The 24,574-nt window shown below is 73.1% G+C and carries 23 protein-coding genes and 1 pseudogene; 17 read left to right on the top strand and 7 right to left on the bottom strand.

Annotation, left to right across the window (positions count from 1 at the left end; all coding sequences use genetic code 11):
* Positions 1-71: 71 nt before the first annotated feature.
* Positions 72-365, bottom strand: coding sequence for a ferredoxin (locus ABZ570_RS00930; protein ID WP_358055306.1), 294 nt, complete (start codon positions 363-365; stop codon positions 72-74).
* A gap of 178 nt (positions 366-543) precedes the next feature.
* Between ABZ570_RS00930 and arc the strand changes: the two genes are divergently transcribed.
* The 6 genes from arc to prcA all read left to right on the top strand — a co-directional run bounded on the left by arc (position 544) and on the right by prcA (position 6,706).
* Entirely contained in the window at positions 544-2,325 is a 1,782-nt protein-coding gene (gene arc, locus ABZ570_RS00925; RefSeq protein WP_358055303.1) for a proteasome ATPase, read from the top strand.
* A 180-nt stretch (positions 2,326-2,505) separates the two neighbouring features.
* Positions 2,506-4,023, top strand: coding sequence for a depupylase/deamidase Dop (gene dop, locus ABZ570_RS00920; protein WP_358055301.1), 1,518 nt, complete (start codon positions 2,506-2,508; stop codon positions 4,021-4,023).
* 105 nt (positions 4,024-4,128) lie between these two features.
* The gene (locus tag ABZ570_RS00915; protein WP_358055299.1) at positions 4,129-4,335 is read left to right on the top strand and encodes a ubiquitin-like protein Pup; all 207 of its coding nucleotides are present in this window, start codon (positions 4,129-4,131) and stop codon (positions 4,333-4,335) included.
* A 22-nt stretch (positions 4,336-4,357) separates the two neighbouring features.
* Positions 4,358-5,044 carry an endonuclease VII domain-containing protein gene (locus ABZ570_RS00910; RefSeq protein WP_358055297.1) on the top strand — a complete coding sequence of 229 codons (687 nt, stop codon included), beginning with the start codon at positions 4,358-4,360 and terminating at the stop codon, positions 5,042-5,044.
* The gene (gene prcB, locus ABZ570_RS00905; RefSeq protein WP_358055295.1) at positions 4,963-5,802 is read left to right on the top strand and encodes a proteasome subunit beta; all 840 of its coding nucleotides are present in this window, start codon (positions 4,963-4,965) and stop codon (positions 5,800-5,802) included. Before ABZ570_RS00910 ends, prcB begins: the two co-directional genes overlap by 82 nt.
* 64 nt (positions 5,803-5,866) lie before the next feature.
* Positions 5,867-6,706 (top strand): proteasome subunit alpha, encoded by an 840-nt coding sequence (gene prcA, locus ABZ570_RS00900; protein ID WP_358055293.1) that lies wholly within the window; start codon positions 5,867-5,869, stop codon positions 6,704-6,706.
* A gap of 99 nt (positions 6,707-6,805) precedes the next feature.
* Here prcA and rfbB read toward each other — a convergent pair whose 3' ends face one another.
* Positions 6,806-7,783 carry a dTDP-glucose 4,6-dehydratase gene (gene rfbB / locus ABZ570_RS00895; protein WP_358055291.1) on the bottom strand — a complete coding sequence of 326 codons (978 nt, stop codon included), beginning with the start codon at positions 7,781-7,783 and terminating at the stop codon, positions 6,806-6,808.
* Between the two features lie 127 nt (positions 7,784-7,910).
* Between rfbB and pafA the strand changes: the two genes are divergently transcribed.
* Both pafA and ABZ570_RS00885 read left to right on the top strand, forming a co-directional pair.
* On the top strand, positions 7,911-9,269 hold the full coding sequence (pafA, locus tag ABZ570_RS00890) for a Pup--protein ligase (RefSeq protein WP_358055289.1): 1,359 nt from the start codon (positions 7,911-7,913) through the stop codon (positions 9,267-9,269).
* Positions 9,270-9,331: 62 nt separating this feature from the next.
* A complete protein-coding gene (locus ABZ570_RS00885; protein WP_358055287.1) occupies positions 9,332-9,526 on the top strand; it encodes a hypothetical protein in 195 nt (64 codons plus the stop codon).
* Between the two features lie 90 nt (positions 9,527-9,616).
* On the opposite strand, the gene ABZ570_RS00880 is transcribed toward ABZ570_RS00885, so the two are convergent.
* Positions 9,617-10,702, bottom strand: a complete 1,086-nt coding sequence (locus tag ABZ570_RS00880) for a DUF3866 family protein (protein ID WP_358055285.1) — start codon at positions 10,700-10,702, stop codon at positions 9,617-9,619.
* 60 nt (positions 10,703-10,762) lie between these two features.
* Positions 10,763-11,767 (bottom strand): cation diffusion facilitator family transporter, encoded by a 1,005-nt coding sequence (locus ABZ570_RS00875; protein WP_358055283.1) that lies wholly within the window; start codon positions 11,765-11,767, stop codon positions 10,763-10,765.
* A 139-nt stretch (positions 11,768-11,906) separates the two neighbouring features.
* Here ABZ570_RS00875 and ABZ570_RS00870 point away from each other — a divergent pair, with 139 nt between their 5' ends.
* The 8 genes from ABZ570_RS00870 (at position 11,907) to ABZ570_RS00835 (ending at position 18,816) form a co-directional block, all read left to right on the top strand.
* Complete coding sequence (locus ABZ570_RS00870; RefSeq protein ID WP_358055281.1) at positions 11,907-12,905, top strand: WYL domain-containing protein; 999 nt, start codon at positions 11,907-11,909, stop codon at positions 12,903-12,905.
* The gene (locus tag ABZ570_RS00865; RefSeq protein WP_358055278.1) at positions 12,902-13,909 is read left to right on the top strand and encodes a YafY family protein; all 1,008 of its coding nucleotides are present in this window, start codon (positions 12,902-12,904) and stop codon (positions 13,907-13,909) included. Before ABZ570_RS00870 ends, ABZ570_RS00865 begins: the two co-directional genes overlap by 4 nt.
* Before the next feature lie 10 nt (positions 13,910-13,919).
* Complete coding sequence (locus ABZ570_RS00860) at positions 13,920-14,168, top strand: hypothetical protein (RefSeq protein ID WP_358055276.1); 249 nt, start codon at positions 13,920-13,922, stop codon at positions 14,166-14,168.
* Between the two features lie 218 nt (positions 14,169-14,386).
* Positions 14,387-14,695 carry a Sec-independent protein translocase subunit TatA gene (gene tatA, locus ABZ570_RS00855; protein WP_358055274.1) on the top strand — a complete coding sequence of 103 codons (309 nt, stop codon included), beginning with the start codon at positions 14,387-14,389 and terminating at the stop codon, positions 14,693-14,695.
* 17 nt (positions 14,696-14,712) lie between these two features.
* Positions 14,713-15,666, top strand: a complete 954-nt coding sequence (gene tatC, locus ABZ570_RS00850; protein WP_358055272.1) for a twin-arginine translocase subunit TatC — start codon at positions 14,713-14,715, stop codon at positions 15,664-15,666.
* A 278-nt stretch (positions 15,667-15,944) separates the two neighbouring features.
* On the top strand, positions 15,945-16,643 hold the full coding sequence (locus ABZ570_RS00845; RefSeq protein ID WP_358055270.1) for a hypothetical protein: 699 nt from the start codon (positions 15,945-15,947) through the stop codon (positions 16,641-16,643).
* Positions 16,644-16,685: 42 nt separating this feature from the next.
* Positions 16,686-17,729, top strand: a complete 1,044-nt coding sequence (locus ABZ570_RS00840) for a zinc-dependent alcohol dehydrogenase family protein (protein WP_358055267.1) — start codon at positions 16,686-16,688, stop codon at positions 17,727-17,729.
* A gap of 160 nt (positions 17,730-17,889) precedes the next feature.
* Entirely contained in the window at positions 17,890-18,816 is a 927-nt protein-coding gene (locus ABZ570_RS00835; protein WP_358055265.1) for a diacylglycerol kinase, read from the top strand.
* Positions 18,817-18,942: 126 nt separating this feature from the next.
* Here ABZ570_RS00835 and ABZ570_RS00830 read toward each other — a convergent pair.
* Both ABZ570_RS00830 and ABZ570_RS00825 read right to left on the bottom strand, forming a co-directional pair.
* Positions 18,943-19,461: pseudogene (locus ABZ570_RS00830) on the bottom strand (EamA family transporter); the annotation flags it as partial.
* 442 nt (positions 19,462-19,903) lie between these two features.
* Positions 19,904-20,590, bottom strand: coding sequence for an HAD-IA family hydrolase (locus tag ABZ570_RS00825; RefSeq protein WP_358055319.1), 687 nt, complete (start codon positions 20,588-20,590; stop codon positions 19,904-19,906).
* A gap of 155 nt (positions 20,591-20,745) precedes the next feature.
* Here ABZ570_RS00825 and ABZ570_RS00820 point away from each other — a divergent pair, with 155 nt between their 5' ends.
* Positions 20,746-23,544, top strand: coding sequence for a DEAD/DEAH box helicase (locus tag ABZ570_RS00820; protein ID WP_358055263.1), 2,799 nt, complete (start codon positions 20,746-20,748; stop codon positions 23,542-23,544).
* Between the two features lie 93 nt (positions 23,545-23,637).
* Here ABZ570_RS00820 and ABZ570_RS00815 read toward each other — a convergent pair whose 3' ends face one another.
* On the bottom strand, positions 23,638-24,558 hold the full coding sequence (locus ABZ570_RS00815; protein WP_358055261.1) for a 5'-3' exonuclease: 921 nt from the start codon (positions 24,556-24,558) through the stop codon (positions 23,638-23,640).
* Between the last annotated feature and the right edge of the window lie 16 nt (positions 24,559-24,574).

The following is a 24,574-nucleotide window of genomic DNA, read 5'->3' as shown; positions in this document are numbered from 1 at the left end:
TTCTCCATCGGGGTGGGGTTCCAGCCGTCGTCGTAGTACAGCCGGCGTCGTAGTGCCGTTTTCCGTCGGGGTCAGTCCTCGGCGTCCGGGCCGGCCACTTCGACGCCGTCGCTGCCGCGGACCACGTGGATGCACTCGCCCGGGCACTCCTTCGCCGAGTCGATCACCTCGAGCCGCAGGTGCTCCGGCACGTCGACCCGGGCGCCCGGCGCCTGCCGCAGCTCCCCGTCCGGGCCCTTGACGTACGCCAGGCCGTCGACGTCGAACTCGAAGACCTCGGGCGCGTACTGCACGCACAGCCCGTCGCCCGTGCAGAGGTCCTGGTCCACCCAGACCTGAAGCTGGTCCGTCGCGACCTCCGCCACCGGTGCACCCCCCATGTTCTCCCGTCCCACGGCCCGACGGTACCCGAACGCCGGTACCCGCCCGACGACCAGCCCTTGGCGATCAAGCTTCGGTGACGAGCGCGTTGCGCGGGACCGAATCGGGCTCATAGCGGCTAGTGTTAGCTCAGAACGTTCAAGCCCCCCGGGGAGGTGGGACGTGGCACGCAGCGACGACGCGGACTCGCGCGCCGCACGGTGGGAGAAGGAGGCCCACGATCTCTCCACGCAGGTTGCGTTCCTGCAAGAGGAACTCGCCCTGGTGCGGCGCAAGTTGACCGAAAGCCCCCGACACGTCCGGCAGCTCGAGGAGCGGCTGGCGGCCACCCAGGCCCAGTTGGCGCGGCTGACCGAGAACAACGAACGGCTCGTGAGCACCCTCAAGGAGGCTCGCGCGCAGATCGTGACGCTCAAGGAGGAGATCGACCGTCTCGCCCAGCCGCCGAGTGGCTACGGCGTCTTCCTGGCAAAGCACGACGACGGCACGGTGGACGTGTTCACCGGCGGGCGCAAGCTCCGGGTCGCCGTCTCGCCCTCGTTGGACGTCAACGAGCTACGGCGCGGCCAGGAGGTCCTGCTCAACGACGCGCTCAACATCGTCGACGCGTTCGGCTACGAGCGGGTCGGCGAGGTGGTCATGCTCAAGGAGGTGCTCGCCGGCCCCGGCGGCGCCCCCGGTGACCGGGCACTGGTGGTCTCCCACTCCGACGAGGAGCGCATCGTGCACCTCGCGGAGACCCTGATCGGCACCCCGATCCGGGCCGGCGACTCGCTCATGATCGAGCCCCGCTCGGCGTACGCGTACGAGCGGATCCCGAAGAGCGAGGTCGAGGAGCTCGTGCTGGAGGAGGTGCCCGACGTCGACTACGAGGACATCGGCGGCCTCCAGGCGCAGATCGAGCAGATCCGCGACGCGGTCGAGCTGCCGTTCCTGCACTCCGACCTGTTCCGCGAGCACCAGCTCCGGCCGCCGAAGGGCATCCTGCTCTACGGCCCGCCCGGTTGCGGCAAGACGCTGATCGCGAAGGCCGTGGCCAACTCGCTGGCCAAGAAGATCGCCGAGCGGCGCGGCGAGGAGAAGCACACCAGCTTCTTCCTCAACATCAAGGGCCCGGAGCTGCTCAACAAGTACGTCGGCGAGACCGAGCGGCACATCCGGCTGATCTTCCAGCGGGCCCGGGAGAAGGCCGGCGAGGGCACCCCGGTGATCGTGTTCTTCGACGAGATGGACTCCGTCTTCCGCACCCGCGGCTCCGGCGTCTCCTCCGACGTGGAGAACACCATCGTCCCGCAGCTGCTCAGCGAGATCGACGGCGTGGAGGGCCTGGAGAACGTCATCGTCATCGGCGCCTCCAACCGGGAAGACATGATCGACCCGGCGATCCTGCGCCCCGGCCGGCTCGACGTGAAGATCAAGATCGAGCGGCCGGACGCCGAGGCGGCCAAGGACATCTTCTCCAAGTACATCCTCGCGGGCCTGCCGCTGCACGCGGACGACCTGGCCGAGCACGGCGGCGACCCGCAGGCCACCGTCGCGGCGATGATCGACGCGGTCGTGCTGCGGATGTACTCGGAGACCGAGGAGAACCGCTTCCTCGAGGTCACCTACGCCAACGGCGACAAGGAAGTCCTCTACTTCAAGGACTTCAACTCCGGCGCGATGATCCAGAACATCGTCGACCGGGGCAAGAAGATGGCCATCAAGGAGTTCCTCACCTCCGGGCGCAAGGGGCTGCGGCTGCAGCACCTCCTCGACGCCTGCGTCGACGAGTTCCGCGAGAACGAGGACCTGCCCAACACCACCAACCCGGACGACTGGGCGCGCATCTCCGGCAAGAAGGGCGAGCGGATCGTCTACATCCGTACGCTCGTCTCCGGCGGCAAGGGCGCGGAGGCCGGCAGGTCGATAGAGACCGCCAGCAACACCGGCCAGTACCTGTAGGTCCGACGGCACCACCGGAGGCCCGTGGCGCACCGCGTCGCGGGCCTCCGCGCGTCCGCGTCCGACCCCGCCGCGGCCCGCCACACCGTACGCCTGGGGCTGCCACGCCCCCTTGCGGCGTGACGACGACTACGCTCGACGTGAACGGGGGACCGGGACGGCGAGCGGAGCGGCAGGTCGATGAGCGTCAGACGGATCATGGGCACCGAGGTCGAGTACGGCATCTCCGTGCCCGGCCAGGCCGGGGCCAACCCGATGGTCACCTCCTCGCAGGTGGTCAACGCCTACGGGGCACGCCCGGAACTCAACCGGGGCGGCCGGGCCCGCTGGGACTACGAGGAGGAGTCGCCGCTGCGCGACGCCCGCGGCTTCACCTACTCCGGCGCGGCCTACGACCCGGCCGAGGCCCTCGCCGACGAGGACCTGGGGCTGGCCAACGTCATCCTCACCAACGGGGCCCGGCTCTACGTCGACCACGCGCACCCGGAATATTCCACCCCCGAGGTGACCAACCCCTTGGACCTGGTGCGCTGGGACAAGGCGGGCGAGCGGGTGATGGCCGAGGCGGCCCGACGGGCGGCCACGATCCCGGGCACCCACCCCATCCACCTCTACAAGAACAACACCGACAACAAGGGGGCCAGCTACGGCGCCCACGAGAACTACCTCATGCGGCGGCAGACCCCCTTCGCCGACATCGTGGCGTACCTGACGCCGTTCTTCGTCACCCGCCAGGTGGTGTGCGGCGCCGGCCGGGTCGGCATCGGCCAGGACGGCACCCAGAGCGGCTTCCAGATCTCTCAGCGGGCCGACTTCTTCGAGGTCGAGGTGGGGCTGGAGACCACCCTCAAGCGGCCGATCATCAACACCCGCGACGAGCCGCACGCGGACGCCGACAAGTACCGCCGGCTGCACGTCATCATCGGTGACGCCAACCTGTCGGAGATCTCCACGTACCTCAAGGTCGGCACCAGCGCGCTGATCCTCACCATGATCGAGGAGAAGGCGCTCGGCCCCGACCTCGGCATCGCCGACCCGGTGAGCGAGCTGCGCGCGGTCAGCCACGACCCGTCGCTCAAGCACCTGATGCGGCTGCGGGACGGCCGGAAGCTGACCGCGCTGGACGTGCAGTGGGCGTACCTGGAGCGGGCCCGGTCCTTCGTGGACGACCGGTACGGCGACGACGTCGACGAGCAGACCGTCGACGTACTGGACCGTTGGGAGAGCGTGCTCGACCGGCTCGGCCGGGACGCCTTCCTCTGCGCCGACGAGCTGGACTGGGTGGCCAAGCTGCGGCTGCTGGAGGGCTACCGGGAGCGGGAGCAGCTCGGCTGGGGCGCGCACAAGCTCCAACTGGTGGACCTGCAGTACTCCGACGTCCGGCCGGAGAAGGGCCTCTACCACCGGCTGGTCTCGCGCGGCGCCATGAAGACGCTGCTCGACGACGAGCGGACGCGTACCGCGATGACCGAGCCGCCGGAGGACACCCGGGCCTACTTCCGGGGCCGCTGCCTGGCCCAGTACGCCTCCGAGGTGGTCGCCGCCAGCTGGGACTCGGTCATCTTCGACGTGGGCCGGGAGTCGCTGGTCCGGGTGCCGATGATGGAACCCGAGCGCGGCACGCGTAAGCACGTCGGTGAGCTCTTCGACCGGTGCGTGAGCGCCAAGGACCTGCTGGAGACGCTGACCGGGGGCTGAGCCGGATGCCGGAAGGCCCGTCCCGTGCCGGAACCCGGCGCGCGGCGGGCTTTTCGTCGTCCATGCGAGGTAAGTTGATCGCAGGCGATCGTGGAGGAGGCAACGATGGCGACCCAAGAAGGCGGCCAGACCCAGCACGGCAAGTCGCACGAGGAGGTCGAGGAGGCCACCGCGCAGGCCAACCCCGAGGTTGCCGAGCGGCACGCCGAGATCACCGAGGACGTCGACGACCTGCTCGACGAGATCGACTCCGTCCTCGAGGAGAATGCAGAGGAATTTGTCAGGGGCTACGTGCAGAAAGGGGGCCAATAGGGTATAGCAGGGTAAATCGGACATGCCTCGGTCCCTTGATGATCGGGACGGCTTTCGCCATTGCCGAGACTGCAATGAATGGGAGCCGCTCGATGAGTTCTGTGCCAACAGTCGACGGCCGGATGGCCACGGTAGCTACTGCAAACCGTGCTTCAACCTTCGTTCTAAGGCGAGCTATGCCAAGCGCCTGAAGGAGAAGCACGGGCGGGAGGTGCGCAAGCTGCCGGTGGTGCCGGACGGTCACCGCCGCTGTCCGACATGCGGTGAGACCAAAGTGCTCGACGACTTCCCGCGTAACCGGTCGGGCCGTGGCGGCTACGGCCGATACTGCAAACCGTGCCATAACGAGAAGGGCAAGGAGAGCAAGCTGCGCCTGTACGGCGGTAGCCGTGAGTACCACCTACGGCGGCGGTATGGCGTAGGGGAGAAGGAGTTTCAGGAACTCCTCGCCGAGCAGGGCGGCGTGTGCGCGATTTGCGGGACCCCTGACCCCCAACATCTGGACCACGATCATCGCACCGGATGGGTGCGCGGGATACTCTGCTTCAACTGCAACGGTGGTCTTGGCCAGTTCCGGGACAACCCGGCGAGGCTGGCCAGGGCGATCACGTACCTGAGAGGAACCACGTGGCAGCGGGTTTTGATCCATCCGGGCGTCTACCAGATGTGTTCACCAACGCGGGGACGTCCTCCTTCACAGCGTTTCTGAGCAAGGTGGCCCCTGAGATGCTGCCCGGCCGCAGGCCGCTGCCGCCCGGCATGGCCGCCGACCTGGCGCCGCACGCGACGACCATCGTGGCCATCTCGGCCGCCGGCGGCGTGGTGATGGCCGGCGACCGGCGCGCCACGATGGGCAACCTGATCGCCCAGCGGGACATCGAGAAGGTGCACCCGGCCGACGCGTACTCGCTGGTCGGCATCGCGGGCACCGCGGGCATCGGCATCGAGCTGATGCGACTGTTCCAGGTGGAGCTGGAGCACTACGAGAAGATCGAGGGCGCGATGCTCTCGCTCGACGGCAAGGCCAACCGGCTGGCGTCGATGATCCGGGGCAACCTGGGCGCGGCCATGCAGGGCCTCGCGGTGATCCCGCTCTTCGCCGGCTTCGACCTGGCGGCCAGCGACCCGGCGCGGGCCGGGCGGATCTTCAGCTTCGACGTGACCGGCGGCCCGTACGAGGAGACCGGCTACGACGCGATCGGGTCCGGCTCGCTGTTCGCCAAGTCGGCGCTGAAGAAGCGGTTCCGCGCGGGCCTGTCGATCGACGACGCGGTGCGGCTCGCGGTCGAGGCGCTCTACGACGCGGCCGACGACGACACCGCCACCGGCGGCCCGGATCTCACCCGCCGGATCTACCCGGTGGTGATGACCGCGACGGCGGAGGGCACGCACCGGCTCACCGAGGCCGAGACGGCAACGATCGCGGAGAGCGTCGTGGCCGGCCGGATGGAGAACCCGGGCGGCTGATCCCGCTCCCGCCCCACCTGAGTCAGCAGTTCCGCAGCACAGCGCCCGAAGGAGAACCGCCGCCGTGGCCATGCAGTTCTACGCCTCGCCCGAGCAGATCATGCGCGACCGCTCCGAGCTGGCCCGCAAGGGCATCGCCCGGGGCCGCAGCGCGGTGGTCCTGAGCTACGAGGGCGGGGTGCTCTTCGTCGCGGAGAACCTGTCCAGCACCCTGCACAAGGTCAGCGAGATCTACGACCGGATCGGCTTCGCCGCGGTGGGCCGGTACAACGAGTTCGAGAACCTGCGCCGGGCCGGGGTACGGATGGCCGACCTGAACGGCCTCAGCTATGACCGGCGGGACGTGACCGGCCTGGCCCTGGCCAACGCGTACGCGCAGACGCTGGGTGCCATCTTCACCGAGCAGTCGAAGCCGTTCGAGGTGGAGATCTGCGTGGCGGAGGTGGGCGCCACCCCCGACGACGACGCGCTCTACCGGGTGACGTACGACGGCTCGGTCAACGACGAGCCGGGTCGGATGGCGATGGGTGGCCAGGCCGAGGCGATCACCGGGGTGCTGAAGAACGAGCACCGGCCGGACATGTCGCTGTCGGAGGCGATCCGGGCGGCGGTGAAGGCGCTGGGCAGCGTCGGCGGGGAGGGCGGGGCGGCCCGTACCATCGCCGCCAACCAGATGGAGGTTGCGGTCCTGGACCGGCGCCGGGTCGGGCGGACGTTCCGGCGGGTGACCGGGGCGGCGCTCACCGCGCTGCTGGAAGGGGACGCGAGCGCGGACACCGCGCCGGCGCCGGGGCGGGCGCAGACGCCGACGATGCCCACCGAGGAGGCGAAGAAGCCGATCACGTCGGCCGGTTCGGCGGACCTGGAGGGCCAGCAGCAGGAGGAGCAGCCCGGCGAGTCGTGACCGGCTCCGGTTCCCGGACGTGGCGGTGTCGGCGGGTGCCGGGCACCGCCGCGTCGCCGGCCTGGGGCCGGATCAGACGCCGCCTGGCAGCGCGCGCCGTCAGCGCTGCGGCTTGAGCGGGGTCCACCAGGCGCGGTTGTCGCGGTACCAGGCGACGGTGGCGGCGAGGCCCGGGTCGAGGTCGACGGTGGGCGCCCAGCCGAGCTCGCGGCGGATGGTGGTGCAGTCCAGCGAGTAGCGGCGGTCGTGGCCCTTGCGGTCGGCGACCGGTCGTACCCGGTCCCAGCCGGCGCCGCAGGCGGCGAGCAGCCGGCCGGTGAGTTCGCGGTTGGTGAGTTCGGCGCTGCCGCCGAGGTGGTAGACGCCGCCGGCCCGGCCGTGGGTCTGGGCGAGCGTGATGCCGTGGCAGTGGTCGTCGACGTGCAGCCACTCCCGGACGTTGCCGCCGTCGCCGTAGAGCGGGACGTCGTGCCCGTCGAGCAGGTTGGTGACGAACAGCGGCACGATCTTCTCGGGGTACTGGTAGGGGCCGTAGGTGTTGGCGGCCCGGGTGACGACGACGTCGAGGCCGTGGGTGCGGTGGTAGGCGAGGGCGAGCAGGTCGGCGGCGGCCTTGCTGGCCGAGTACGGGGAGCTGGGGTCCAACGGGGCCTGTTCGGTCCAGGAGCCGGTGGCGATGGAGCCGTAGACCTCGTCGGTGGAGACCTGTACGAACCGGCGGGTGCCGTGCCGCAGGGCGGCGTCGAGCAGGGTCTGGGTGCCGACCACGTTGGTGGTGACGAAGGCGGCGGCCTCGGTGATGGAGCGGTCCACGTGCGACTCGGCGGCGAAGTGCACCATGACGTCGTGTCCGGGGACGGTGGCGTCGACGAGGGCCGGGTCGCGGATGTCGCCGCGGACCAGCCGCAGCCGCGGGTCGGCGCGGACCGGGTCGAGGGCGCCCTCGGTGGCGGCGTAGGTGTACGCGTCGAGCACGGTGACGGCGTCCACGTCGAGGTTCGGCTCGGCGCCGGTGAGCAGCCGCCGGACGTACGCCGACCCGATGAAGCCGGCGCCGCCGGTGACCAGGATCCTCACGGTGGCCGACCGTACCGGGTGTGGGATGTGCGCGCGGTGGGATGCCGGGAGGGGCGGCGACGGGCACCGATGAGACGGCTGGGTTGAGCGCTGCCCATCTGGGGCTCCGGGCGGCTAGTGTCACATCATGGAGCGGCGAATCTTCGGCCTCGAGACCGAGTACGGCGTCACCTGCACCTATCGTGGGCAGCGCCGGCTGTCCCCCGACGAGGTCGCCCGGTACCTGTTCCGGCGGGTGGTGTCGTGGGGCCGGTCGAGCAACGTGTTCCTGCGTAACGGGGCCCGCCTCTACCTGGACGTGGGCTCGCACCCCGAGTACGCGACGCCGGAGTGCGACTCGGTGACCGATCTGGTGGCGCACGACCGGGCGGGGGAGCGGATCCTGGAGGGGCTGCTCGTCGACGCGGAGAAGCGGCTGCACGACGAGGGCATCGCGGGCGAGATCTACCTGTTCAAGAACAACACCGACTCGGCCGGCAACTCGTACGGCTGCCACGAGAACTACCTGGTGTCGCGGCACGGTGAGTTCGGTCGCCTCGCCGACGTGCTGATCCCGTTCCTGGTCACCCGGCAGCTGATCTGTGGGGCCGGGAAGGTGCTCCAGACGCCGCGCGGGGCGGTCTACTGCCTGTCACAGCGGGCCGAGCACATCTGGGAGGGTGTCTCCTCGGCGACCACCCGGAGCCGCCCGATCATCAACACCCGGGACGAGCCGCACGCGGACGCGGAGCGCTACCGCCGGCTGCACGTGATCGTCGGCGACTCGAACATGAACGAGGTGACCACGCTGCTGAAGGTGGGCACCGCGGACATCGTGCTGCGGATGATCGAGGCCGGCGTGGTGATGCGGGACCTGACGCTGGAGAACCCGATCCGGGCGATCCGGGAGGTGTCGCACGACATCAGCGGGCGGCGCAAGGTGCGGCTGGCGTCGGGCAAGGAGGTCTCCGCGCTGGAGATCCAGCAGGAGTACCTGGCGAAGGCGACGGAGTTCGTGGAGCGCCGGGGTGGGGACCAGACCGCGAAGCGGGTGGTGGATCTCTGGGCCCGGGTGCTGCGGGCGGTGGAGACCGGCGACCTGGACCCGGTGGCCCGGGAGATCGACTGGGTGACGAAGCTGCGCCTGATCGAGCGTTACCAGCGCAAGCACGACCTGCCGCTGTCGCATCCGCGGGTGGCGCAGATGGACCTGGCCTACCACGACCTGCGGCGCGGGCGCGGCCTGTACGGGCTGCTGGAGCGCCGGGGCGAGGTGGACCGGGTGGCGACCGACCCGGAGATCTTCGAGGCGAAGGAGACCCCGCCGCAGACCACCCGGGCGCGGCTGCGGGGGGAGTTCATCCGGCACGCGCAGGAGAAGCGGCGGGACTTCACGGTCGACTGGGTGCACCTGAAGCTGAACGACCAGGCGCAGCGGACCGTGCTGTGCAAGGACCCGTTCCGCGCGTACGACGAGCGGGTGGAGCGGCTGATCGCCAGCATGTGAGCGGCCCCGGCGGCCGGTGCCCGGGCGACCGTCCGCCGGCGCACGGGTACGCTGGCGTCGCGATGAACACTTCCGAACCCTCCGGCCGGGACAGCGGCACCGAGAAGCTCAACTGGATCGACCGGCGCCGGGAGAAGATCCGCGCCGAGATCGAGCGGAACCGCCGTGGCGAGCACCGGGTCCCGACCTGGGTTCTGGCGGCGGCCCTGATCCTCATCGTGGGCGCCTGGCTCGCGTTGATCTTCCTCGTCGGCTGAGCCACGCCGGCAGCCGCCCTGCCGGCCGACGGCCGCGCCGCCGGGGGCGGTGCCGCCGCCGACCGGTGCCCGGCCGGGCGTGGGTTCAGCTCAGTCGAGCAGGCCCGCCGCGTGGCGGCCGGCGGCGGCCGCGGCCAGGAAGTAGGCGTGGTCGGCGTCGAGGCCGCGACCCATCGTCGACAGGGCGACCGGGCTGGCCCGCAGCGCCGCGTCCAGCCCGTCGGTGGGTACGGCGACGATCCGGTGCCGCTCCGCCAGGGGAGTCAGCGCCGCGGCCACCTCGCCGGCCAGGGCCGGGTCCAGGCCGTCCGGCACGACCAGGTCCGCGGCGGCGAGGGCCACCCGGCCGTACGCGGTGAGGCTGTGGTGGGAGACGCCGCGGTGCCGGGGGCGCGGGTCGGCGGTGGAGATGCGCAGCGATCCGACGGGCCGCCCGTCGAGGGTGGCGATGGCGTTGACCGCCTCGCCGACGGCCACGCCGGAGAACCCCCAGCGGGTGCCGGTGCCGAGGTTGCCCGGGCCCTGGGCGACGATCGCCACGTCGGCGCGGAGCACGTGCCGGGCGGCGAGCAGACCGCTGTGCAGCGTGCTCGCCTCCAGGTCGCCGCCGAACGCCTGGCCGACGGTGACCGTGCCGACGAGGTGACCGGCGAGTCCGGCGAGGGTGCGGGAGAACCACGCGGGCAGCGCCCCGCCGTCGGTGAGCAGGTACGCCACCCGGGCGGCGGGGGCGTCGGCGTGCACCCCGGCGAGGATCGCCGGGAGGGCGGAATGCAGGTCGGCGGTGACCACCGGCATGCCGTCGATGCTCTCCGCGGCGGCCAGCCGGGCGTGGTGCGGGGACGCCTCCTCGTCGACGCCGAGCAGGATCGGCTGCAGCGGGGTGTAACGGGCCTTGACCAGGTGGCCGGCGTCGCGGCTGTCGGCGGCCTGCGGCGGGTCGGCGGGAAGCCGGTCGGGCAGGGCGACGACCAGCGCGTACCCGCCGGTGCCGAGCCCCATCAGCAGGGCGCCGGCGTTGAGCAGCACCCGGTCGCCGGGCTCCGGGTCGCCGACCAGGGCCGGGTAGGCCAGCGCCCGCATCCGGCCGCCGTCGGGCAGGTCGACGTCGAGTTCCGTCGCGCCGGCCCACCGTCGCCGTACCGCCGTGACCGTGCCGGACCGCCATCGCACCATGCCCGGCACGGTATCGGCCGGCGGTGGGGCGGTGCCCGGCCGGGTGGTCCGGCGGGCGGTTCAGAAGGTGTCGGTCTGCCGGTCCAGCGGCGGGTCGCCCTCGTTCTGGTGACGGCGGGCGCGTCCCCGGTCGGTGCCGGGCATCGTGCGGGTCGGGTCGAGGAAGACGTACCCGATCTCCGGGAAGCGTTCGGTGAGCCGCCGCTCGGCCTCGTCGGCGGCGGCCTCGATGTCGGCGCCGGTGGCGTCGTTGTGGAAGTCGACCTTGGCGGCGACCAGGATGTCGTCCGGGCCGAGCAGCATGGTCATCAGCGTGTCGACCCGGTCCACGGTCGGCAGCGCGGCCAGTTCGCGCTCGATCTGCCGGTGTATCCGCTCCGACACGGCCCGGCCGACGAGCAGCGAGACGTTGCTCCGGGCCAGGATGGTGGCGACGACCAGCAGCAGCACGCCGATGAGGATCGAGGCGATCCCGTCGTAGAGTTCGTCGCCGGTGAACTCGGACAGCCCGAGGCCGACGCCGGCGATGAGCAGACCGGTCAGGGCGGCGGTGTCCTCCATGAAGACCGCCTTGACGGTGGTGTCGGCGGTCAGGCTGAGGTATCGGCGCGGGGTGGCCCGCCAGCGGCGGGACTCCCGGCGGATCTGCCGGACCGCCCGGGCCAGGGAGACCGACTCGATCGCGAAGGAGACCACCAGCACGATGTACGACACCAGGTAGTTGCCGGTGTGCTCGTGCACCAGAATGGTGGTCACGCCGTGGGTGATGGCGAAGCCGGCGCCCACCACGAACGTGAAGAGCGCGGCGAGGAACGCCCAGACGTAGCTCTCCTTGCCGTAGCCGAAGGGGTGCCGGGTGTCGGCGGGGCGGCCTCCGCGGCGCAGCGCCAGGTAGAGCAGCACCTCGGTGGTGGTGTCGGCGACCGAGTGGACGGCCTCGGAGAGCATCGCCGCCGAGCCGGAGATCAGGCCGGCGACCAGCTTGGCGGCCGCGATGGAGAGGTTCGCCACGCCGGCCACGACGACCGTGCCGACGCTCTCGCTCTTGACCTCGGCCTCTGCCATGCGCTCACCTTATGACCGGTTTCGGTGGTCCGCCGGGCGAGCGGGATCTCCTGCGGCCGCGGGGCGTCCGGCGGGCCCGCGTCGTGGCGCACCCGCGCGCGGTGCACGCCCCCGGCGCTCGGGCTGCTAGCGTTCACACGTGTCGCGGAGCCGTACCGAACGCCTGGTCAACCTGGTGATCTGTCTGCTGTCCACGCGACGGTTCCTGACCGCCGCGCAGATCGCCGCGACCGTGCCCGGATACGAGCACGATCCGGAGGACGCCAAGGACCACGAGGCGTTCCAGCGCAAGTTCGAGCGGGACAAGGCGGAGCTGCGGGAACTCGGGGTGCCGTTGGAGACCGGGACGGCGAGCGTCTTCGACGCCGAGCCCGGCTACCGGATCGCGCCCCGGGAGTACGCCCTGCCGGAGATCCCGCTGGAGCCGGACGAGGCCGCCGCCGTGGGCATCGCGGCGCGGCTGTGGCAGCACGCCGGCCTGGCCGCCGCCGCCTCGTCCGGGCTGGCGAAGCTGCGCGCGGCCGGCATCGACGTGGACCCGCAGGCCACCCTGGGCCTGGAGCCGATGGTGACGGTCGACCCGGCGTTCGCCCCGCTGACGGCCGCCGCGCGGGACCGGTGGGAGGTCAACTTCGACTACCGGGTGCCGGACCGGGACGCCCCGACCGGCCGCCGGCTGCAGCCGTGGGGCGTGGTCTGTTGGCGCGGTCGGTGGTACGTGGTCGGCCACGACCTGGATCGGGCGGCCACCCGCTGCTTCCGCCTCTCGCGGGTGGTGGGCGCGGTCCGGGTGGCCGGTGAACCCGGGGCGTACGAGCCGCCCGCCGGGGTGGATCTGATCAGCCACGTGGCGCGCTGGTCCGGGCCGGCGGAGCGGACCGGTCGGGCCACCGTGCTGGTCGCCCCGGGGCGGGCCGCCGGGCTGCGTCGCTGGGCCACGGAGTGCACCTCGGGGCCGGACGGCGACCGCCTGGTCCTGCCGTACGCCGACGCGGACTACCTGGCCGGCCAGATCGTCGGGTACGGCCCGGACGTGCGGGTGCTGGAGCCACCGGAGGTACGGGAGGCGGTCATCCAGCGGCTGAAGGAGATCGCGGCCCGGCACGACGAGCTGGCGGTGGCCGGGGGTGCCCGGTGACCCGCCTGGCGGCCCGGGGTGGCCGCGCCTCCGCCGACCGGCTCGCCCGGCTGCTCAACCTGGTGCCCTACCTGCTGGCCCGCCCCGGCATCGAGATCGCCGAGGCGGCCCGGGATCTGGGCGTGACCGAGCGGCAGCTCCGCGAGGACCTGGAACTGCTCTGGGTGTGCGGGCTGCCCGGCTACGGCCCGGGTGACCTGATCGACATGGCGTTCGACGGTGACCGGGTCACCATCACCTATGACGCCGGGATCGACCGGCCGCTGCGGCTCACCCCGGACGAGGCACTGGCCCTGGTGGTGGCGCTGCGGATGCTCGCCGAGACGCCGGGGGTGGCCAACCGGGAGGCCGTGGAGCGGGCCCTCGCCAAGATCGAGAACGCGGCCGGTGACCTGGCCGGCGCCCCGGTGGAGGTCCGGCTGCCGGGAGACACCGCCCGGGCGCGCGAGCTGCGGGCCGCCGTGGAGCGCGGCCGGGCGCTGCGGATCACCTACTACACGGCCGCTCGGGACGAGAGCACCGAGCGGACCATCGACCCGCTGCGGATGCTGATGGTCGGCGGCCGGGCGTACGTGGAGGCGTGGTGCCGCCGCGCCGAAGCGGTCCGGCTGTTCCGGGCCGACCGGATCGACGCGGTCACCGAGCTGGACGAGCCGGCCGTGGTGCCGCCGCAGGCCCGCCCGCACGACCTCAGCGACGGGGTGTTCCGCCCCTCCTCGGAGCTGCCGCTGATCACCCTGCGGATCGGTCGGGGCGAGCGGTGGATCACCGAGTACTACCCGTGCGAGCAGGTGGCGGCCGACGGCGAGCACTGGCTGGTGTCGCTGCGGGTGACCGACCTCGGGTGGGCCCGCCGGTTCGTGCTGGGGCTCGGCCCGGACGTCACCGTGGTCGCCCCGGCCGAGCTGGCCGAGCAGGTCCGCGCCCAGGCGGTCGCGGCGCTCGACGCGTACGCGACGCCGGTGGAGCGCGCCGACCCGGCGGCGGCCGGCCGCATTCAGTAGGCTGGCCGCCGTGGTGACGTGGATCGTGCTCGGGGTCGTGCTGTTCGCGCTGGTCGTGCTGGCCCTGGCGGTCCGGCCGGTGCTGGCGCGACTGCCCCGGTTGCGCCGGGCGGCGGTGGCGCTGCGGCGCCGGCAGGCCGAGGCGGAGGCGCTGCGGTCCGCCGCCGAGGCGCTCCAGGAGCGTGCCGGGGCGTTGCAGGAGCGGGCGGCAGTCGCGCAGGAGCGGGTGGCGTTGATCAAGGCCAGGCGCGGGAAGTGATCGACACCGGTCGGTCGGGTGCGTGGGTGGCGGGGCGTCCGCCGGCGGTTTCGGGCACGATCGCGCCGTGACCGGTGGTTGACGGGACGCTCCGGGTTGGTCAAGACTTCACCGACCAGGCCCGCACTGGCAGGCCCGGCGGGGTGGCAGCCCACTGTGACGCACGTACGATGGGCTTCGACCACCTCTGACCGACACTTGAGCGACTGGAGCTTCCCATGGGTGCCCTCAGGCCGTGGCACATCGCCGTACTCGTGGTTGTGCTGATCCTGCTCTTCGGCGCGAAGCGGCTCCCCGACGCGGCCCGTTCGCTGGGCCGCTCGCTGCGGATCATCAAGGCCGAGACCAAGAGCCTGCACGACGACGACCGTGACCTGGCCGAGAAGGCCGACGCCCAGGCCGGTTACCAGCCGCTCCCGCCGAACGCCGGCCAGCAGCAGTACGCGCCGCAGCAGCCTCCGCAGCAGCAGTACGCCCCGCAGCCGCAGCAGCCGGTCGACCCGGTGCAGCGCGTCCGCGACAACTGACCGGAGGGCCCACCACCGTGGCCTTCGCGTTGAAGAAGCGCGGCGCGAGCAATTTCGAGCGGGCCGCCGACGGCTCCATGACGCTCATTGAGCACATCCGTGAGCTGCGGAACCGGCTGTTCCGCGCCTCGCTGGCGATCCTGGTCGGCTTCGGCTTCGGCGTCTGGCTCTCCGGGCCGGTGCTGCACCTGCTGCAGAAGCCGTACTGCGACCTGCCGAAGGCACGGTTGGCCAACGGGATGTGCAGCTTCGTCCAGCTCGGGCCGGCCGACCTGTTCCTGCTCCAGATGAAGGTCGCCCTCTGGGTCGGCCTGATCATCGCCGCACCCGTCTGGCTCTACCAGCTCTGGGCGTTCATCGCGCCGGGCCTGCACAAGCACGAGCGGCGATATGCCTACGTCTTCACCGCCCTGGCGGCACCGCTGTTCGCCGGCGGGGCGGTGCTGGCGTACTTCGTGACGTCCAAGGGTCTGGAGTTCCTGCTCAACGTCTCGGGTGGCGGGGACATCACCACCACCCTCGACATCACCCGCTACATCTCGTTCGTCACGAACCTGATCCTGCTGTTCGGGGTGGCGTTCGAGTTCCCGCTGGTCGTGCTGATGCTGAACTTCGTCGGCCTGGCGAGCGCCAAGCGGCTGCTGGGCTGGTGGCGAGTGGCGATCTTCATCTTCTTCGCCTTCTCCGCCGTGGTCACGCCGACCCCCGACCCGTTCGGCATGACGGCGCTGGCGATCTGCCTCTCCGCGCTGTACTTCGGGGCGGTGGCGGTGGCCTTCCTCAACGACAAGCGGCGTGGGCGGGGCCGGGAGCTGTACGCGGGCGTCGCCGACGACGAGGTGTCGCCGCTGGACCTCTCCACCGAGCCGGTGGAGGCCGCGGGGCGGGTCGAGGGGGCCACGCCGATCGGCGCAGCCGAGCCGATCGCCGCACCGGCGCCGATCGAACGACGCTACGACGACATGACCTGATCGGGCCGCCCGGAGAGCAGTACGCGCAGACGCCGTCCCCGGCCGGGGACGGCGTCTCCGCGTCGGAGGGACCGGCAGCGCAGCGCCAGCCGGCGGTCCAGCGGCGGCGGTGTCCGGGTGGGTCGAGGGCATCGGCGAGCACGTGGCGTAGTGGCTCCTGCGGCCGGACCGGGTGCCGATGAACCGGCCCGCCGGCACGCTTACACTCAGCTGACTCTGCCGCGGGCGCCGCCGATTCCTCGGGGGCTTTCCCGGCCCTGGTCTGCTCCGGAGCGTCGATGAAGATTCGTACTGCCCTCGTCGTGGTCGCCGCGGCCTGCACCACCGTCCTCACCGGATGCGGTGACGAGGAGCCCGCACCGACGGGTGGCGAGGTGGCGCTCACCGCCACCGACACCAGCTGCGAGGTGGCGGCGACCAGCTTCGCCGCGGGCCCGGTCACCTTCGCCGTGACCAACCGCGGGAAGGAGACCACCGAGGTGTACGTCTACGGCCGGGAGGGCGACGCCTTCACCAAGGTGGTCGCCGAGGTGGAGAACGTGGGCCCGGGGCTCACCCGCAACCTGCGGGCGACCCTCGCCGGTGGCCCGTACGAGATCGCCTGCAAGCCCGGCCAGAAGGGCGACGGGATCCGGACCCGGATCACCGTCACGGACGACGGGCCCGGCGCCACCACCGAGGCGGAGCCGGCGTACGACCGGAAGGTCGAGATCGAGGTGACCGCGGCCGGGGTCAAGGGCGCGGACGGGCTGATCGCCGAGCCCGGCGACAAGATCGAGTTCGAACTGGAGAACAAGACCGCCACGGCCCGGACGCTGAAGGTCGCCGACCCGGCCGGAAAGACGGTCGCCGAGATCACGGCGGAGCCGGGCGGCGGGGCCGAGACGATCGTGTCGCTCGGTGGCGAGGGAGACTGGACGCTGATGGTCGAGGGCACGGACGCCGCCCCCGTGACCAGGCACATCACCGTACGCTGACCCGGCCGCCGAGCCCCGACCCCGTACCGGAGGACACACCGCATGCGCGCCACCGTGATCCGCGGCCCGAACGACGTCCGCGTCGAGGAGGTGCCGGACGCGACCGTGCGTAACCCCACCGACGCGGTGGTCCGCGTCGTACTCGCCTGCATCTGCGGCAGCGACCTGTGGGCATACCGGGGGGTGGCCGCGCGACAGCCGGGGCAGCGGATCGGGCACGAGTTCCTCGGCGTGGTGGAGGCCGTCGGCGCCGAGGTCGGCTCGGTGCGGGTGGGCGATCTGGTGGTGGCGCCGTTCGTGTGGTCCGACGGTGTCTGCGACTTCTGCCGGGCCGGGCTGCACACCTCCTGCCCGGTCGGCGGCTTCTGGGGCTCCCGGGGCTCGGACGGCGGCCAGGGGGAGGCCGTCCGTGTCCCGTACGCCGACGGCACACTGGTCAAGCTGCCGGCCGAGGCGGCGGGCGACCAGCGGCTGCTCACCGCGCTGCTGGCCCTGTCCGACGTGATGTCCACCGGTCACCACGCCGCCCTCGCCGCCCGGGTCCGACCGGGAGCCACCGTCGCGGTCGTCGGCGACGGCGCGGTCGGCCTGTGCGGGGTGCTGGCCGCGAAGCGGCTCGGCGCCGAGCAGATCATCGCGCTGGGCCGGCACACCGCGCGTACCGACATCGCCCGCTCGTTCGGCGCCACCGACGTGGTCGCCGAGCGGGGCGAGGCGGCGGTCGCCGCGGTCCGGGAGTTGACCAAGGGGCAGGGGGCGCACGCCGTGCTGGAGGCGGTGGGCACCGCGGAGTCGATGCGTACCGCGATCTCCATCGCCCGGGACGGCGGCACCGTCGGCTACGTCGGCGTCCCGCACGGCGGCAGCGCCGGGGTCGACCTCGGCCAGATGTTCGGCCGCAACGTGGCCCTCGCCGGCGGCGTCGCGCCGGCCCGGGCGTACCTGCCGGAACTGCTCGCGTCCGTCCTGGACGGCACCATCGACCCGTCCCCGGTCTTCGACCGGTCGGTGGCCCTCGACGGGGTGCCCGACGGCTACCGGGCGATGGACGAGCGGACCGCGCTGAAGGTCCTCATCACCTTCTGACCGGCCCCGTCCCGTTCCGCGTGGACGGCGGTGACGGAGCGAGGCCGGCCACGGCCGTCGGTCGTCGCCGGGCGGCTGCCGACCCGTGCCGGCGGGGCCGCCACGGCTGCACCGGCGAGAGGGCGCCGCCCCTGGTGGGTGGCGTCGGTCGTGCCGTACGGTGCTCGCCGTGACCGCGCACGATCTTGTCCCGGCCGGCCCCGTCGCCGTGCTCGTCAACCCGACCGCCGGCCGGGGACGGCACCGTGGCCTGCTGCCCCGGCTGCTGGACCGGCTTGCGGGTGCCGGCCGGCCGGTCCGGGTGCTGGAGGCGGACACCCCGGCCGAGGCGGAGGCCGCCTGCCACGCCGCGGTCGCCGACGGCGCCGGCGCGCTGGTCGCGGTGGGCGGGGACGGCACGGTCCACCGGGCCTTGCAGGCCGTCGCCGGTACGGCCGTGGCGTTCGGCCCGGTCCCCGCCGGCACCGGCAACGACTTCGCGGTCGACACCGGCTTCCCCGCCGACCCGCTCGCGGCGGTCGAGGTGATCGCCGACGCGCTGCGCGACGGCCGGACCCGCCCCGTCGACCTGGCCCGGGTGACCACCACCGCCGGCGGGGACCGCTGGTACGGGGCGGTGCTGGCGGCCGGCTTCGACGCGATCGTCAACGAGCGGGCGAACCGGATGCGCTGGCCGCGCGGCCGGCGCCGCTACGACCTGGCCATCCTGGTCGAGCTGGCCCGGCTACGGCCGCGGCCCTACCGGCTGCGCCTCGATGGTGCGGAGCACGAGGTGGAGGCCGTCCTCGTCGCCGTCGGCAACTGCGCCAGCTACGGCGGTGGCATGCGGATCTGCCCCGACGCCGACCCCACGGACGGGCTGCTGGACGTGGTGGTCGGCGGGCGCTTCGACCGGCGCACCCTGATCCGGGTCAAGCCCCGCATCTACCAGGGCACCCATGTCGCGCACCCGCTGGTACGCGTCCACCGGGCCCGGACCGTGGAGCTGGACGCCGCCGGCATCACCACCTACGCCGACGGGGAGCGGTCGGCCGACCTGCCGGTGCGGATCACGGCGGTGCCGGGGGCGGTACGGCTGCTGCGCTGACCGGGTCGACCTCGTCCGGTTCCGGCCGGCGGGTGGCCCGGCTGCGGTGCCGGCCCGGACCGCGCCGGCGCTGGCGGCGATCACCAGGCCGATCGCCACGACCTCCACCGTCTCCAGTTCCTGACCGAGCACCAGCCAGCCGGCCAGCGCGGCGATCGCCGGCCCGAGGCTCATCAGCACGGCGAAGGTCGCGGTGGGCAGTCGCCGCAGCGCCGCCAGTTCCAGGGTGTACGGCAGCACCGAGGCGAGCAGGGCCAGCCCGGTGCCGAGCCCCAGCACCGCCGGGTGCCACAGCCGGCCGCCCGAGTCGACCAGCCCGATGGGCAGGGTGACCAGCGCGGCCACCGCCAGCGCCAGGGCCAGCCCGTCGGCACGGGGAAACCGCCCGCCGACCCGGGCCGAGCAGACGATGTACGCCGCCCACAACGCGCCCGCGGCCAGCGCCAGCCCGGCCCCGACCGGATCCAGCCGCTCGAAGCCGCCCTGCCCGAGCAGCGCCACCCCGCCGAGGGCCAGCGCGGCCCAGCACCAGGCGGCCGGCCGGCGGGCGGTGAACACCGACAACGCCAGCGGCCCGAGCACCTCCAGGGTCACCGCCGGGCCGAGCGGGATCCGCTCGATGGCCTGGTAGAAGATCGAGTTCATACCGGCCAGCGCCAGCCCGAAGGCGACCACGGCGACCCAGTCGGCGCGGTCGTGCCCGCGCAGCCGGGGCCGGCACACGGCCAGCATCAGCAGGGCGCCGATGGCCAGCCGCAGCGTCACCGCTCCGGCCACCCCGGTGTGCGGGAACAGCAGCGCGGCGACCGCCGACCCGAACTGCACCGAGAGCGATCCGCCCAGCACCAGCCCGACGCCGCCGAGGCGACCGCCGGTGCGCTTGGCCGGGACGGGTGCGGTCGAGGTTCCGTCGGCCGTCATGCCCGCGACGCTAAACCCCAGCTGGAAGGCCTGGTCGCCGGGCGTCGCGGGTAGGGTCGGGGGTCACACCGCCGGTGCCGTCCGCCGGGGCCACCGGCGGCCTCGGGGCCCGCGAAACGGTGGCTTCCGGGCCCGCGAAACGGTGGCTTCCGGGCCCACGAAACGGTCAGGCGGGCACGGCGAGGTCGAGCACCGCGCCCAGGCCGTTGGGGCGCCCGGCGTCGCCGCAGGGCAGCACCAGCACCGCGCAGCCCGCCCCGACGGCACCCGCGTCGGCCGGCGTGTCACCCACCATCAGCGTCCGCTCCGGGTCGACGCCGAGCATCCCGCAGGCGCGCAGGAAGATCCCCGGGTCGGGCTTGCAGCGCCCCACCTCGTACGACAGCGCGTACGCGTCGATCAGCCCGTCGAGGCCCCAGGCCGCGAAGAACGGCCGGATGTCGAAGCCGATGTTGCTGACCACCGCCACCTTCACCCCGGCCCGGCGCAGCGCCCTGAGCACCGCCTCGGTGTCCGGGTACGGCATCCAGCCCTCGGGGACCAGCACCCGCTCGTAGAGTGCGTCGGCGAACCCGTCGATGCCCGCGTCGACGGTCTCCGCCAGCCCCGTGTACGCGCCGCGATGGGCGTGCGGGTAGAGGTCACGGTCGGCCCACAGCTCGGCCAGCCGGGGCGGCACCCGGGTGGGCAGCGGTCCGCCGGCCCGGCCCGCGGTGAGCAGCCGGTCGGCCAGCGCCGTGGCGCGCACCCGGTCCAGCTCCACGCCGCACGCCGCCGCGGCGGCCAGCACCCACTCCCGGGGCTCCTCCACCTGGGCGAGGGTGCCGTGGAAGTCGAAGAGCACCGCCTCCACGGGCCGGCGGGACAGGCTCGCCCGGGCGGCGCCGCTCGAGGCGTGGGACGGTTCGGCATGATCCGGCACGTCGTGCACCCTACCGACCCGCTCCGACCCGGCTGCCGGATGGCCTTGGCCGGTGGTGGTCGGGCGGACCGATTAATCTTGGAGGCATGTCGAGCCCCGCCGAGCGGTACGCCGCGGCGCGCCGCCGGGCCGCGCAGGCTTCCGCCTTCCCGGCCCTGGATGAATTCGCCCGAGACCTGGGGTTCGACCTCGACGACTTCCAGCGCGAGGCGTGCGAGGCCCTGGAGCGGGGCAGCGGCGTGCTGGTCTGCGCCCCGACCGGGGCCGGCAAGACCGTGGTCGGCGAGTTCGCCGTACACCTGGCGCTGCGCGGCACGCCCGGGGCGGCGGCGGCCGGCGGCGGCGCGGGGCCGACCACCCGGCGCAAGTGCTTCTACACCACGCCGATCAAGGCGCTGTCGAACCAGAAGTACCACGACCTGGTGGACCGCTACGGAACCGAGCAGGTCGGTCTGCTCACCGGCGACAACGCGATCAACGGCGACGCGCCCGTGGTGGTGATGACCACCGAGGTGCTGCGCAACATGCTCTACGCCGGCTCGGCCACCCTCGAGGGCCTGGCCTACGTGGTGATGGACGAGGTGCACTACCTCGCCGACCGGTTCCGGGGCGGCGTCTGGGAAGAGGTGATCATCCACCTGCCCGCCTCGGTCACCCTGGTCTCCCTCTCCGCCACGGTGTCCAACGCGGAGGAGTTCGCCGACTGGCTGGTCACCGTGCGCGGCGAGACCGCCGTGGTGGTCAGCGAGCACCGGCCGGTACCGCTGTGGCAGCACATGCTGGTCGGCCGGCGGATGTTCGACCTGTTCCACGACGCCGACGCCGCCCGCAAGCACGACGTGCACCCCGAGCTGCTGCGCTACACCCGGGACACGATGCGCCGGCTCGAACTGGGGGAGGGGCGCAGCGCCGGCCCCGGCGGCGGGCGGCGAGGCCCGCGCTGGCGCGGCCCGATGCGCCCCGACATCGTCGACCGGCTCGACCGGGAGGGTCTGCTCCCGGCGATCCTGTTCATCTTCAGTCGGGCCGGCTGCGACGCGGCCGTGCAGCAGTGCCTGGCCGCCGGGCTGCGGCTCACCTCCCCCGAGGAGCGCGCCGAGATCCGCCGGGTGGTCGAGTCGCGGGTCACCGCCATTCCCGGCGAAGATCTGTCGGTGCTCGGCTACTGGGAGTGGCTCGACGGTCTGGAGCGCGGGCTGGCGTCCCACCACGCCGGCATGCTGCCCGCGTTCAAGGAGGTCGTCGAGGAGCTGTTCGTCCGTGGCCTGGTGAAGGCTGTCTTCGCCACGGAGACCCTCGCGCTGGGCATCAACATGCCGGCCCGCTGCGTCGTGCTCGAACGCCTGGTCAAGTTCAACGGCGAGGCGCACGTCGACCTCACCCCGGGGGAGTACACGCAACTCACCGGCCGGGCCGGCCGCCGGGGTATCGACGTCGAGGGGCACGCGGTCGTGGTCTGGTCGCCGGAGACCGACCCCCGGCACGTCGCCGGCCTCGCCTCCACCCGGACCTATCCGCTGCGGTCCAGCTTCCGGCCGTCGTACAACATGGCGGTCAACCTGGTCGGCACGGTCGGCGCCGAGCCCGCCCGGGCGCTGCTGGAGTCCTCGTTCGCGCAGTTCCAGGCGGACCGGTCGGTGGTCGGCCTGGCCCGGCAGGTGCAGCGCAACACCGAGACCATCGAGGCGTACGGCGCGGAGGCGGCCTGCCACCACGGCGACTTCGACGAGTACTTCGCCCTGCGGGTGGCCATCGCCGACCGGGAACGCGCCATCGCGCGGCAGGGGCAGACCCAGCGCAAGGCCGCCGCCATCGCCTCGCTGGAGCGGCTGCGGGTCGGTGACGTGATCCGGGTGCCGTCCGGCCGTCGCGCCGGCCTCGCCGTGGTGCTCGACCCGGCGACCGGCGGCTTCGGTGAGCCGCGCCCGCTGGTGCTCACCCAGGACCGGTGGGCCGGCCGGGTCAGCCCGGGCGACTTCACCACCCCGGCCGAGGTGCTCGCCCGGATCCGGGTACCGAAGCACTTCAACCACCGGTCCCCGGCCGCCCGGCGGGACCTGGCCGCCGCGGTCAGCGGCACCGGGCTGGACCGGCACGGCGGCCGGCACGGCGGGCGGTCCCGGCAGGCCGCCGGCGAGGACCATCAGCTCAGCCAGCTCCGCACCGAGCTGCGCCGGCACCCGTGCCACGCCTGCCCGGAGCGGGAGGAGCACGCCCGCTGGGCGGAGCGCCGCCGCCGGCTGGAACGCGACACCGAGGAGCTGCGTCAGCGGGTCGCCGGCCGGACGGGCTCCCTCGCTCGCACCTTCGACCGGATCGTGGCGCTGCTGACCGCGCGGGGTTACCTCTCCGCCGAGGGCGAGGTCACCGACGCCGGGCGGATGCTCGGCCGGATCTGGACCGAGGCGGACCTGCTGGTCGCCGAGTGCCTGCGCCGCAAGGTGTGGGACGGGTTGTCGCCGGCCGAGCTGGCCTCCGCCGTGTCCGTGGTGGTCTTCGAGGCGCGCCGGGACCTCGACGAGCGGGCCTCCCTGCCGCGCGGCCCGGTCGCCGAGGCGGTCGACGAGACGCTCAAGCTGTGGAACGACATAGAAGCGGACGAGGCCGGCCGGGGTCTCGCCGTCACCCGGGAGCCCGACCTCGGGTTCGCCTGGCCGATCTACCGCTGGGCGCGGGGCGAGGCGCTGGCCAAGGTGCTCGCCAGCGGCCACCAGATCGACGGCGAGATGCCCGCGGGTGACTTCGTCCGCTGGGCGCGGCAGGTGGTCGACCTGCTCGGCCAGGTCGCCGACTCCGGCGGCGCGTCCACCGAGCTGCGGGCCACCGCCCGGCAGGCGATCACCGCGGTCAACCGGGGCGTGCTGGCCTACCACGGCACCGCCTGAGCGCCATCCGCCAGCAGTTCGGCGAGGGCGGCGGTGTCCCGGCCGCCCGGAACCCGCCAGCCCGCGGCCCCGCGCAGCCGGGCGGCGGCGCGGTCAGGAACCGGCGGCGAGGGCGTCGACCAGGCGCCGGCACGAACCGGCGAGGTTCCATCGCTGCGCCAGCTCCAGCAGCCGGTCCGGGTCCGCCGGCGCCGTCGGCAACGCCGTGGCCAGCTCCGGCAGCGGTACGTCGGTGGCGACGCGGACCACCTTCGGCGCGACCGCCAGGTAGTCCCGGGCCCCGGCCAGCTTGGTCCGCAGCCCCGGGGCGAAGCCGGACTCCCCGTCGTCCAGGGCAGCCAGGATGCCGGGCAGTCCGCCGTACCGCTCGATCAGCCGGGCGGCCGTCTTCTCGCCCACGCCGGGCACGCCGGGCAGCCCGTCGCTCGGATCGCCGCGCAGGGCGGCGAAGTCGGCGTACCGGTCGGCGGGGACGCCGTAGCGGGCGCGCACGGCGACGTCGTCGCAGTCCTCCAGCTTGGCCACGCCCCGCCCGACGTAGAGCAGCCGCACCTGGCGCGCGTCGTCGACGAGTTGGAACAGGTCGCGGTCGCCGGAGACCACCTCCGCCGGGCCGGGCTGGGTCACCGAGAGGGTGCCGAGCACGTCGTCGGCCTCGTAGCCGGTGGCGCCGACCGCGGTGATGCCGACCGCGTCGAGCACCTCCAGGATCATCGGCACCTGGGGGGAGAGGGTGTCCGGCACCACCTCGCCGCCCTCCGGCGCGACCCGGTGGGCCTTGTACGACGGCAGCAGCTCCACCCGCCACGCCGGCCGCCAGTCGTAGTCCAGTGCGCAGACCATCCGGTCCGGCCGGCGGGTACGGATGAGCTGGGCGAGCATGTCGAGGAAGCCGCGGACGGCGTTGACCGGCTGGCCGTCCGCGGTCTTCGCGGCCGACTCGGGGATGCCGAAGTAGGCGCGGAAGTAGAGGCTGGGGGAGTCGATCAGCAGGATCGGGGGTCGCTGTGCCACGCCGACAGCCTGGCAC

The sequence above is a fragment of the Micromonospora sp. NPDC007271 genome, from assembly GCF_040634005.1.
In the GTDB taxonomy this organism is placed as follows: domain Bacteria; phylum Actinomycetota; class Actinomycetes; order Mycobacteriales; family Micromonosporaceae; genus Micromonospora.
Note: the sequence above shows the minus strand (reverse complement) of the source record. Positions and strands in the feature narration are given on the sequence as shown.

What these genes read in the sequence shown, in the direction of transcription:
- ABZ570_RS00880 (WP_358055285.1), bottom strand. Translation starts at nt 10,702, where the DNA reads ATGGTGCGATGGCGGTCCGGCACGGTCACGGCGGTACGGCGACGGTGG.
- ABZ570_RS00820 (WP_358055263.1), top strand. Translation starts at nt 20,746, where the DNA reads ATGTCGAGCCCCGCCGAGCGGTACGCCGCGGCGCGCCGCCGGGCCGCG.
- ABZ570_RS00915 (WP_358055299.1), top strand. Translation starts at nt 4,129, where the DNA reads ATGGCGACCCAAGAAGGCGGCCAGACCCAGCACGGCAAGTCGCACGAG.
- tatA (WP_358055274.1), top strand. Translation starts at nt 14,387, where the DNA reads ATGGGTGCCCTCAGGCCGTGGCACATCGCCGTACTCGTGGTTGTGCTG.
- ABZ570_RS00845 (WP_358055270.1), top strand. Translation starts at nt 15,945, where the DNA reads ATGAAGATTCGTACTGCCCTCGTCGTGGTCGCCGCGGCCTGCACCACC.
- ABZ570_RS00875 (WP_358055283.1), bottom strand. Translation starts at nt 11,767, where the DNA reads ATGGCAGAGGCCGAGGTCAAGAGCGAGAGCGTCGGCACGGTCGTCGTG.
- dop (WP_358055301.1), top strand. Translation starts at nt 2,506, where the DNA reads ATGAGCGTCAGACGGATCATGGGCACCGAGGTCGAGTACGGCATCTCC.
- pafA (WP_358055289.1), top strand. Translation starts at nt 7,911, where the DNA reads ATGGAGCGGCGAATCTTCGGCCTCGAGACCGAGTACGGCGTCACCTGC.
- ABZ570_RS00840 (WP_358055267.1), top strand. Translation starts at nt 16,686, where the DNA reads ATGCGCGCCACCGTGATCCGCGGCCCGAACGACGTCCGCGTCGAGGAG.
- ABZ570_RS00885 (WP_358055287.1), top strand. Translation starts at nt 9,332, where the DNA reads ATGAACACTTCCGAACCCTCCGGCCGGGACAGCGGCACCGAGAAGCTC.
- ABZ570_RS00910 (WP_358055297.1), top strand. Translation starts at nt 4,358, where the DNA reads ATGCCTCGGTCCCTTGATGATCGGGACGGCTTTCGCCATTGCCGAGAC.